The sequence below is a fragment of the Alcanivorax sp. genome, assembly GCF_040119285.1.
GTDB lineage: Bacteria > Pseudomonadota > Gammaproteobacteria > Pseudomonadales > Alcanivoracaceae > Alcanivorax.
Window position 1 is genome coordinate 1 of record NZ_JBEDTY010000001.1, and the last position, 10784, is coordinate 10784.

9 protein-coding genes are annotated in these 10784 nt (G+C 49.1%); all 9 read right to left on the bottom strand.

What is annotated here, in order from left to right:
• Window positions 1-528: 528 nt before the first annotated feature.
• Window positions 529-2142 (bottom strand): GMC family oxidoreductase, encoded by a 1614-nt coding sequence (locus ABNH10_RS00005; protein WP_349384174.1) that lies wholly within the window; start codon window positions 2140-2142, stop codon window positions 529-531.
• A complete protein-coding gene (locus ABNH10_RS00010) occupies window positions 2129-3244 on the bottom strand; it encodes an acyl-CoA dehydrogenase family protein (RefSeq protein ID WP_349384175.1) in 1116 nt (371 codons plus the stop codon). Before ABNH10_RS00010 ends, ABNH10_RS00005 begins: the two co-directional genes overlap by 14 nt.
• An 8-nt stretch (window positions 3245-3252) precedes the next feature.
• Window positions 3253-4413, bottom strand: coding sequence for an acyl-CoA dehydrogenase family protein (locus tag ABNH10_RS00015; RefSeq protein ID WP_349384176.1), 1161 nt, complete (start codon window positions 4411-4413; stop codon window positions 3253-3255).
• Between the two features lie 50 nt (window positions 4414-4463).
• Entirely contained in the window at window positions 4464-6029 is a 1566-nt protein-coding gene (locus tag ABNH10_RS00020) for a long-chain-fatty-acid--CoA ligase (protein ID WP_349384177.1), read from the bottom strand.
• A gap of 31 nt (window positions 6030-6060) precedes the next feature.
• Window positions 6061-6996, bottom strand: a complete 936-nt coding sequence (locus ABNH10_RS00025) for a PaaI family thioesterase (RefSeq protein WP_349384178.1) — start codon at window positions 6994-6996, stop codon at window positions 6061-6063.
• 18 nt (window positions 6997-7014) lie between these two features.
• Window positions 7015-7995 carry a BtrH N-terminal domain-containing protein gene (locus tag ABNH10_RS00030; RefSeq protein ID WP_349384179.1) on the bottom strand — a complete coding sequence of 327 codons (981 nt, stop codon included), beginning with the start codon at window positions 7993-7995 and terminating at the stop codon, window positions 7015-7017.
• Window positions 7996-8023: 28 nt separating this feature from the next.
• Window positions 8024-8974 carry a metal-dependent hydrolase gene (locus ABNH10_RS00035; protein WP_349384180.1) on the bottom strand — a complete coding sequence of 317 codons (951 nt, stop codon included), beginning with the start codon at window positions 8972-8974 and terminating at the stop codon, window positions 8024-8026.
• A 1088-nt stretch (window positions 8975-10062) separates the two neighbouring features.
• Window positions 10063-10593 carry a DUF421 domain-containing protein gene (locus ABNH10_RS00040; protein ID WP_349384181.1) on the bottom strand — a complete coding sequence of 177 codons (531 nt, stop codon included), beginning with the start codon at window positions 10591-10593 and terminating at the stop codon, window positions 10063-10065.
• A gap of 63 nt (window positions 10594-10656) precedes the next feature.
• The coding region (locus ABNH10_RS00045; protein ID WP_349384182.1) for an IS3 family transposase at window positions 10657-10784 on the bottom strand (128 nt) is incomplete at its 5' end.

Consider the following 10784-nt stretch of genomic DNA (forward strand, 5'->3'; position numbering starts at 1 on the left):
TTCGTGTTGCTTCAGGACCGCCAGGATTTGGCTGTCGGAAAATCGAGACTTCTTCATCATTCGCTCCTTGTGCGATCAGTGTAAAAGTCTCTACTCAAAACCTCGATTAATTTTCGGGGGGATTACAGCAGCACCAAGACCTCTTCCAGCTCCATCACCGAGTACATATCCGTCGCCACTGCCTCAATCTGCTTACAGTATGTCACCGTCACTCAAAAACCTTTTAAAACGAGGGATTACAGAGGGCTACAAGTCTGTTTCAGTGGCAACACGCTTCTGTTTGCTGGCACAGCTGTTCTGAGGGGAGTGTAATCGGGATCAACAAGTGTCCCTGAATCAGATGATCAGAGAGGGAAAGGTGGGGTAAATAGCTGGAAGGAATATTGCTCAACCGGTATACGGAAACGACGCACGCGATGCCAGCAGAGTGCTTATTGTGCGTCTGTCGCCGCGCATTTCATCCTAATACGCACTAAATCTTTTAGCCCCAAGGCCTTGTGGGCCTTGGGGCTAATCTACGAGGGAAGCTTAAGATCCCGCCCCTTTCATATCGCTAAAGATAAACTGTGCCGCTCGCTCACCAATCATCATACAGGGTGCATTCGTATTACCACTGATCAGCAATGGCATAATAGAAGCATCAGCAACACGTAAACCCTTCACTCCGTTCACACGCAAGCGAACATCTACCACCGCGCTATCATCATTGCCCATTCGACAGGTACCAACCGGATGGTAAATGGTTTCAGCACGCTGACGAATATCAGCATCAATATCCGCATCACTAACAATGCTTGGGCTCGGCTCATCGTCCCCCCCAAAAGCCGACTGAAACGACTTGCTGTGGAAGACCTTCCTTGCCAATTTTACGCCCTCACGGAGCACACTGATATCCTCAGGGTCAGAGAGATAATTCGGATCGATAACTGGCGCAGCTAATGGATCGCTGCTGGCTAAACGGATCCAGCCTCGACTCTTGGGTCGAAGCTGACAAACATGAATTGTGCAACCAAAACCCGGCGTCAACTGGCGACCATGATCACGAAGGAAAGCCGGCAAAAAATGAAACTGCGCGTCGGGCCGATCCTCATCGCTGAGCAAACTAATAAAGGCTCCTGCCTCTGCAGCATTACTGGCCAAAAATCCGCGCCGATGGCGGAAATATTGGTAGAAAGCACTAATCAATCGAGGCAAAAAGAAAGGCGACATTCCAATGGACTGCCGACTTCGATCCTTTATCATGACCGTCATATCCAGATGATCCTGAAGATTAGCGCCAACCTCCGGTAAATGGTGTAGACAATTGATCCCGACTTCATTTAAGTGTTTTTTATCACCGATACCCGACAACATAAGCAACTGAGGAGTATTGATCGCACCACCTGAGAGAACGACCTCTTTATGTGCGCCTATTTTCGTGACATTCCCATCACCGTCACGTATTTCAACCCCAATGGCCCGGCCATCATCCAGCAGCACTCTTCTGACCTGAATATCAGTCATTATTGTCAGGTTTTTCCGGCCACGTGCTGGGTCCAAAAAGGCGCGCGCTGAACTCCAGCGCCGCCCGTCTTTCTGTGTTACCTGAAACCGCCCAAAGCCTTTTTGATCTGGCCCGTTAAAATCATCATTACGGGGATAACCCAGCTCCTCTCCCGCCCGGATAAACGTAGGGGTCAAGGGATTAATATCCTTCACCCGGGTTACGTTCAGTGGCCCGCCAACACCATGGCAACTATCTTTAGGGTATTCTTCGTTGTTCTCGTGCGCGTTGAAAACAGGCTGCACATCCTTCCATGCCCAACCAGACGCTCCCGCCGCCGCCCAATCATCATAATCCTGCTTCTGTCCACGAATATAGACCATAGCATTAATTGAACTGCTGCCACCCAGTGTTTTCCCACGGGGCCAATAGAGACTTCTATTATCAAGATGTTTCTGCGGCGCTGTGTCGTAACCCCAGTTTCGCTTGCCTTTTTTGATCAAACCAATGACGCCAAAGGGAATATTCACGAAGCCACTATTGTCATGAGGGCCTGCTTCAATAAGGCACACGGAGTATTGCCCGCTCTCGCTTAGACGATTGGCAAGCACGCAACCGGCAGAACCGGCGCCCACAACAACGAAATCAAATGCCTCCATGTGCATTATCTCCTGCCTGACTAAAGCGCGTTATGTGATGTTCCCGGTCACCATGGCTCAATGAACAATGCGTAATTAGGCGAAAATAGTGCCCAACATTCAGTTCTTCAGTTACCCCTACGCCACCATGTATCTGGATGCCTTGCTGAGCTATAAGGACAGCCTGGCTTGCGTAGTAAGCCTTTGCCGCCGCCGTAGCACGACTACGTTCGGAAGTGCAGTCGCTTTCCCCTTTCACCGATACCATCAAGAGCATCGATTCAAGCTGCTGGAGGTCGATAAAAATATCGACAAGGTAATGTTGTATTACCTGAAAACTGCCAATGGCAGTACCAAACTGCTTTCGGGTGCGAGCATATTCCAGAGTGGACTGAAAAACTTCACGGCATGCCCCATACATTCGGGCGCAATCCAGCGCGCAGAGATAATCGAACCAGGCAGTAACAGCCTGTTCTGCTGCATCCCCGCGACACAAAATCATATCCTCATCGATCTCCACATCATCGAGAGTCAAACTGGCCGCACGGCTTCCGTCCAGCAATCGATATCGTTCAACATCGCAGGCATCAAAAGGTAATACGACAATAACCAACTCATCGCCGGACATGGCAGACAGTAGTACGGTGTCCGCACAGCCACCATCAGACACAATATGCTTCTGCCCTGACAGTCTCCCGCCGTTCAGCCTCAAGGAGGGATTCAGCACGCGATAACCGGCATGTCGGTCATAGAGCCCACAAGCGATTCGTGCTTCACCAGCAATAATTTGATCAAGTAGAGATAAGGAAGCTGATGTATTGGCGTACTCCAGCAACTTGCCTGGAGAAACGATCAAATCGACAAAAGGGTCAAGGCACAGCGAGGCACCCATCTCCTGTACTATCGCGGCTACGTCCAGAAGCGAACCACCATATCCGCCAACAGATTCCGCAAAGGGAAGACCAAACCAACCCAAATCTGTCATTGTCTGCCAGCGGCCTACGTCCAAGTGGTTGCTTTTATCAAGCTGAGCAACATAGGTATCGAACGAGTAATTATCTTTTAGATAACGGCGCGCCGTATCGGCAATCATCGTGGTGTTTTCAGGTAACTTGAAATCCATGCCTCACCTCACAATCCGAGCAGCATCTTTGCCAATACGTTTTTCTGAATCTCGTTAGATCCACCATAGATAGTACAAGCACGCAGGAAGTTATAGCGGCGGCTGGCTTGATTAAAGACTTCATCACCAATCGGTTGCTCATTATCCCAAGGTAGAGACATCAACCCACCGATCTCGACCATCGCCTGCGAAACTCTTTGTTGTAATTCGGTGCCTTTAATTTTCAACCCTGAAGACTCTGGCCCAAAGGGCTTACCCTCATCGGTCGCAGCTACGGTACGAAAATTGGTGTACTCCAATGCCATCAAGTCTATTTCCAGAGTTGCCAACCGCCGTTTAGACTGCTGCCGCTCATTTTCAGTGGGCAGACTTTCCATGGCTGATTTCAGACGATTTATTTCATAGTGAATATCAGCCACGCCAGCAATAGTCGTGCGCTCGTGGGTAAGCAGAAACTTAGCGATGGTCCATCCCATCCCTTCCTGTCCCACAAGGTTTTCCACCGGCACTTTCACATCTGTGAAATACACTTCGTTAAGGTGGTGATGTCCATCGATCGAATAAATCGGTCGCACCTCAAGCCCAGGCGTTTTCATGTCGATCAGGAGGAATGAGATGCCCTGTTGTTGTTTCACGGTGTTATCTGTACGCACTAGACAGAACATCATGTCCGCCCAGTGTGCCTGAGTCGTCCAGATCTTCTGGCCATTTACCAGGTAATGGTCACCGTTAAGCGTGGCACGAGTTTTCAACGAGGCCAGATCCGAACCCGCATTAGGTTCGGAATATCCTTGGCACCAGAGCGTTTCGCCACTTTGAATGCCCGGCAGCCAACGCTCCTTTTGTGTTTCAGAGGCAAAGGTATAAAGTACCGGCCCAACCATGGCCACCCCAAAAGGGCTTGTCGGTGGCGCACCAGCCAAAGCCCGCTCTAGATCAAAAATATAGCGCTGAGTTGCGGTCCAGCCAGGGCCACCATATTGTTCTGGCCAAGTAGTTGTTAGCCAGCCTTCGCTTCCAAGCAAACGCTCCCAGCGTTGCTGCATGCTCTTATCCGGCATCGCCCCACGGGCGGTGCAGCTGCGAACATCTTCAGGCACATTTTCAACCATCCATTGCCTGATGCTTTCACGAAATTTCTTTTCTTCTTCGCTGAAATCCAGATTCACGGAAGTCTCCAAGCTATTATTTGTTTCGTGATACGGGCGAGAAACTCAACTCAGTTAACCCGCATACTCTTATCTTCCCAGTAAGGGGATCGAAGTTCATTTTTTAATACTTTTCCTGCCCCACTGATGGGTAACGGCTCACTCCGAAACTCAATCGAACGAGGCACCTTATAACCAGCTATTTTTTCTCTGCAGTGCTCAATGATATCCGCTTCACTGGCACTACTTCCTTCGCATAACACCACTATCGCATGAACAGCCTCCCCCCATTTTTCGTCCGGGATCCCGATCACTGCGCATTCTTGTACCGATGAATGACTATATATGGCGCCTTCTACTTCAACTGAGAAAATGTTCTCACCGCCACTAATAACCATATCTTTGGCACGGTCAACAATGAAAACGAAACCGTCCTCATCCATGTAAGCAAGATCCCCTGTATGCAACCATCCGTTGCGCAGAGTTTCTTTCGTCGCTGATTCCATCCCCCAGTAACCACGCATAACATTTCCTCCGCGTACACAGATTTCGCCTACTGTGCCACGGGATACTTCTTCATCGTTTTCATCTGCAACCATTACTTCAACGCCCAAGGCCGCACGCCCAGCACTCCGCAACTTTTCGCCACCGACAACATGAAATTCAGGAGCAAGCGTAGTAATGATTGGCGAAGCTTCTGTCTGTCCATAGCCTTGGGCGAACGAGGCTGTCGGCATTTGTTCCATCGCGCTTATCAATACCGCTTCCGGCATCGGTGAGGCCCCATAAAGCATGCGCTTTATGCTGCTTACATCGTAATTAGCAATACGCCCCGAGGAGGCGAGAAGATTGACCATGGTTGGTACCAGCAACGCATCGGTGATTTTTTCTTTTTCTATGAACGACAAAACTTCATCAACATCAAAACGAGGAACAATTCCATGGGTTCCTGCTGCCAAGGTCACAGCAAAAGTACTGGCCATGTCAGCCAGATGAAACATGGGAGCAGCGTGCATATAGACGCTGTCACGGTCATACCCCATTTCTGCCACGACATTGAGTGCGTTGAAAACCAGGTTGTCATGACTAAGCATTACCCCTTTCGAGCGTCCCGTAGTCCCCCCGGTATAGAAAAGACCGGCCAGGTCGTCACCACCCGCATCCACATCCCTCATTCGCTCGGATTGAACAATAAGCGACTCATAATCAATACAATTTTCCGGGCACTCACCATCACCAATAAAAATCACATGCTTTATTGATTCAAGCTGCGGTCTGAGTATCGGCAGCATCGCTGAAAAGGTGTCATCAATGAACAACACCTTCGACCCTGAGTCATTTACCGTAAAAGCAATTTCCGGCGGAGCGAGGCGAATATTGATAGGATTTACCGCAGCTCCTGCCCAAGGAACCGCATAAAAATACTCCATATAGCGGTCACTGTTCAGCGACAGGATCGCAACCCTATCGCTCAAATCAACCCCCAGACCTATCAGACCATTTGCAAGGCGTGCGACACGATCCTCAAACTTCTTCCAGGTTTGTCGACGGCCAGCAAAAATAGTGGCCGTACCTTCTCCATTTAACTGAACAGCACGACGCAAGGTCTGGGAAATATGCATGACAGGGGGCTCCATTGAGGATTTAAGAAAATTTTATTGTAATGACTTAGATTGTTTCCAAGGCTCTCTTGTATATAAACCGACCCTGTGAAACTTTATTTTTTTCAATAAAGAGGTCCACGACAACGATAATGAAGCGTCTACCTTCTCTAATAATTCTTGGTTCGGCTCGCAATGTTCCGGCGAAGGCAGGCCTGAGATAATCGAAGGTCATGCTTGAGCATACCGTCTTATCATTAATGGCATTATTTGATGTCAAATAGCTTCCAGCAACGATCTCTGCAAAGCTGGCCAAGATACCGCCGTGGAAAGTTTTGATTAAAGGATTACCGACGTGTTTATCGCGAAACGACATTTCGTACGTTTTCACGCCATCATTATTACCTAACCATATACCGAGAAATTTCGAGTACGGTGATTCATCAGAAAGTACATTATGGGAAACAGGAGCCTCAGTTCTTATGCCAGGGCCAACTTCCCCCGTCTCCTCTTTCGGCACATCTTTTTTATTATCTTTTTCTTTTGCAATTGGTTTATCAAACGAAGGGCCTAACGTTCCAATCGCAAAGCTGCCGGAAACTGAGGCCAACACATCACCTCCAGAACGGCCGAATGCCTCTCCACGGACATAAGCCATATCACCTTCAATAGCAAAGCATACGACTTTGCAATAAACCGCCTCATTAATACTTGGCATAGTGATGAAATCGACACGTAGGTCGATAGTGGCGATTGGCCGCATATCCCCTAGACGAATAAAAATCGCTAAACCACAAGTCGTATCCATCAATGTAGCAATTGCACCACGATGTAGCACACCGCTGCTATCACAAGTATCAGCCACACAGGGCATGCTCATAACTACCCCGTCAGGGGCAACGTCTTCCATCTCGATTCCGAAAGCCCCAAACAAGGGATGCGAGGCACCAAAAAAACCACTCGCGGCAAGAAGATCTTTGGATATTGAATTTACAGCCGTCATATTAGCAACTTTCTTTCTTCATAATGTCAACGCGGCGTCCACATACCGCAACTCTGCTTCTCTTACCTTGATTATGGCGTCATTGATCATCTCAGTGGGAAAGGTCTCACTTTCAGAACCCAATCGAAGGCAATCAGCCAAAGCAGACCATGCACTGGCAGAGTCGCGCATCAAATCAGAGAGGCCCATTTTTTTCAGTTCGGGGACTACCTCCTCTGCCTCCTCTATAAACTCTGCGTACATAGTCCGAAAACCCCCGCCGCCAGTGCCACGCTTCTCTATCACTTGATACGCAAAACGCAGTAACCAAGGCCATTTCTCAAAGCCTTTCCAACGATGGAGATCATTTATCCAGGTATCCAGTGCTTTAATGCCCTGATTATCATTACCTTTCTTTAGCGTTTGAGCATTACGAATAATCGCACCCTTGACCTGCTCGGGAGAGATTTCAACCGAGATATTTTCCGGCGCGAACAGAGATCCGTGATGAATAAAAGGGGGCGTCAAAGAAAAGCGCGCTAGGGCTAACTTATCGCGCGGCACCTCAAGAAGCTCAGGCCGCTCGGTATCACTCACCAGAATCATTTCCCCATCATCAGTCCGCTGCCAAGCAACAATTGCATGGCCGGGAAAGTGGGTACTACTTTTAAAATAAGGAAGGTGATATATATCGGTCAATAATAGCGCAGGACGCCCAGCATCAAGATATACATCCAACGCCTGCGCAGCTTCGTCTTTATCCTGCCAAGATTCCCAGCGAAACGGCACGCCCAGTGTTGAGAATACCGTTTCTTCAAAACCCATTGAGCGGACATGAACAATAAAAGGGGTATCGGAGTTTGGTATTTCCACATAGGTAATACCAAGCCCCTCGCCTAACCCAAAACAGAAAGCCTCAGTCAAATTAAGCCCATGAAATTCGAGCAAATCCCTGATGGCTGAGCTACCACAGTGACGCCCCGGCCTATGGGTATGCTTATTGTCTCCGGGATTACTCATCCAGCGTCCTCCGGCTTTCTTTTCTGCATTAGGCCACCACTTTTAGGGGAACAGGACCGTAAATTGTCTCCGAAGCCTGCATCGGGTCACCATGCTCTTCATACTCCGCAAGCCAAGCCGCTACCTTTTCCGGCATACCTGTATCCCACGGATGAAACCCTGGACGAAACCAATCCAAAAACTCAGGCAACATTCCGGTAAGAATTCCTTTTCGGCCATACAGCTTGTTAAGGCCTCGCAGAATCACACCCGGCTTTCGCGTAGCACCGTCAAGTTTGAGCATATTCCAGAACACTGGGCCTACGACAAGATGAACCATCAAGGTAGCCACAATTAGCGCTGACGCTCGGGTCAGATAACCACCACCACCAGCACTTTGATAGAGATCATAGGCCACAGCCTTGTGTTCTACTTCCTCTACCCCATGCCACAGGAAGAGCGCGCGCATAACCGGGTCAGCCTCCTGAAACATATTAGAATCCTCGCTAACCATTGCCTCACCAAGGGTTGCAGTGAAGTGCTCAAAGGCTGCTGTCATCGCTAATTGGTACTTTTTAGGCAAGTACTTTTGTGTAGTGCGGATAAAAGTCCTTAGGTTCGCAGTCACCTTATCCACGTCCACACCCTGATTCTCCATAACGTCATTGAAACGATCATGGACAATCCCGTGCTGGCCCTCTTGCCGGATGAAGTGACGGATATCCTCGCGCAGGCGGCTATCTGTCACCTGATCTTGGAAGTTACGCACAGACTGGATAAAGAAGCGCTCCCCTTCAGGAAAATGCACTGACAAGGCGTCAAAAAACCGGGTCAATACGGGGTCACCGCCATTCCAATGCCGTGGAACTGACGAAACATCGAATGCGACTTTACGCGGTTGGATTGGCACAGAAGTCATAATTCCTCCAAAAACGGGTTGCCTGTAGGCTGTAGGCCTCAATAATATTTGGTCAAACAACCAAATGTCAATAACCCCCAATGGCCAGTCTCCTCACTCACTGAATCAGTTATCATTGCAATTGATTGATATGTTGATGGTTTGAGAAGCTAAGGCGACTGGTTTCTAAAGAGATATCTATACTGAGAACGGATTACTCTGTTACCTAAATCAATCAACCCGATACCTCATCCCTTTGGTGCCGGCTCGAACCGAAGCCACCAATCCTAAAGAGCACAAAGGTTCGAGGCTTTTCAGGTGTAGCCTACCCACCTGAAAAGCGCCCCAGCGAAGGTGGGCCCGTCTAAAAGGCCAGAAAGATAAAGCGTGGTGAGAACATCGGCATAACCAAGCAAGAACGGGTAAATCATTGCAAAAAGTGGAGCCTCTTGATGGTAAACCGCCCCCCTCCAGTGACGAGCCAGCGAACTCTCGGATATGACAAGTCAGCCATTGCGGTTCATGGCCACCGCACAGATCCAGGCCAGACCTATAGCGTCCAATGGTCCGCCCCATAGAAAGCAGCCTTTGGCTTGAAGTGCCTTAGACGTGCCTTATTGGTGTCGATCACGCGATTGGTCTGGTTCACACCCGTGCCCCGCTGCCAATGAGCATGACATGACGATTACCACCCGCTACTGCATAGCAAAGAAAAACAGGTCTGCGGAGATGCTGGTTACTAAGCGCCCAGAAACACGACAAACATAAGAGCCGAAAGGGTTCAGAGGACTATCGCTGAACGCCCCGACAAACTCACCACGATGTCGAAGGTGGTGCAGAAGTGCGCAACCATCAAAGCCAGTGTTCGAGCCAAAATTGGGCATCCCTTGCGGGAGAATAAAGGCATGTTTGACTATAACAAGGCTCGCTATCGTGCCCTGGCCAAGAACACCCATCGCCCGTATGTCTTGGCGGGGTTACACAACTTATTGGGGGCAAAACGTGTGTTTCTGTTCTAAGCGCAGTGTGCCTGATGACCACTAAAACAAGGCCATCAGGCGCAATAAGAGACCCTGGACACAAAAAAGCTGTGCCCCGGTTTTCACGACAGAGGCTTACCAAGCGCTGGAGAAATAAAAGGGTGCGCTATTGAGACTTCACTAATAAATCGCGACAACCCCCTAATCGGTTCATTTAGGCCAGCCAGTTACCTCATTATAGGCTTCCGCCCGGTGCTGGCCGGTAGTGTTTCGCGATAGTACGCTAAGCGAGGCATCAGTCTCCAGAACCATAGCTCTGACTTCAGCAAGACTTTGCAATCCATGTTCACGAACTGCGGCGAGAACCTCTTTTTCGCTGATCCGTTCTTGCAACAGGGCTTTTTCAAGTAACTCACCCTCGTAAACCAATAATCTCGGGCTCGCTTTGACCAGCGCAGCAATCCTTTCGCTGTGGACAACAGCCTTTGTGACTACGTATTGCATCGCAAGTAATAGCCCAATGGCTAGTAACGCTTCTGTTAACGCAACGTCTTTGAGAATGATGCCTGAACCGACAAGCGAACCGATTGCAACCGTCACTATCCAGTCGAAATTATTCATTTGCGAGGTGGATCGCTTGCCTGATAGGCGTATGTAAGCAATAACCGTGATATACAAAACAGGCGCTGATATAGCCACCCGCCATAGGTTATCGACACTGTCGAAAAAAAGGTCCTCCATTTACACCTCCATGTTGAGTTATCGAAATGCTGAGCTAATAGACTATGAATCGCCACCAGTTCATTAGACACTTCCCAGCCGTTCTTGGTGACGCTTTTCATACTCTACCGGTGACAGCTTTTCATTAGAACCATGGCGCCGCCGGTTGTTATAGAACATCTCGATATAATCAAAAATATCTGCCCGAGCGG

Excerpts from the sequence above, each read along its gene's own strand:
- ABNH10_RS00005 (WP_349384174.1), bottom strand. The coding sequence starts at position 2,142 with ATGGAGGCATTTGATTTCGTTGTTGTGGGCGCCGGTTCTGCCGGTTGC.
- ABNH10_RS00010 (WP_349384175.1), bottom strand. The coding sequence starts at position 3,244 with ATGGATTTCAAGTTACCTGAAAACACCACGATGATTGCCGATACGGCG.
- ABNH10_RS00020 (WP_349384177.1), bottom strand. The coding sequence starts at position 6,029 with ATGGAGCCCCCTGTCATGCATATTTCCCAGACCTTGCGTCGTGCTGTT.
- ABNH10_RS00025 (WP_349384178.1), bottom strand. The coding sequence starts at position 6,996 with ATGACGGCTGTAAATTCAATATCCAAAGATCTTCTTGCCGCGAGTGGT.
- ABNH10_RS00030 (WP_349384179.1), bottom strand. The coding sequence starts at position 7,995 with ATGAGTAATCCCGGAGACAATAAGCATACCCATAGGCCGGGGCGTCAC.
- ABNH10_RS00040 (WP_349384181.1), bottom strand. The coding sequence starts at position 10,593 with ATGGAGGACCTTTTTTTCGACAGTGTCGATAACCTATGGCGGGTGGCT.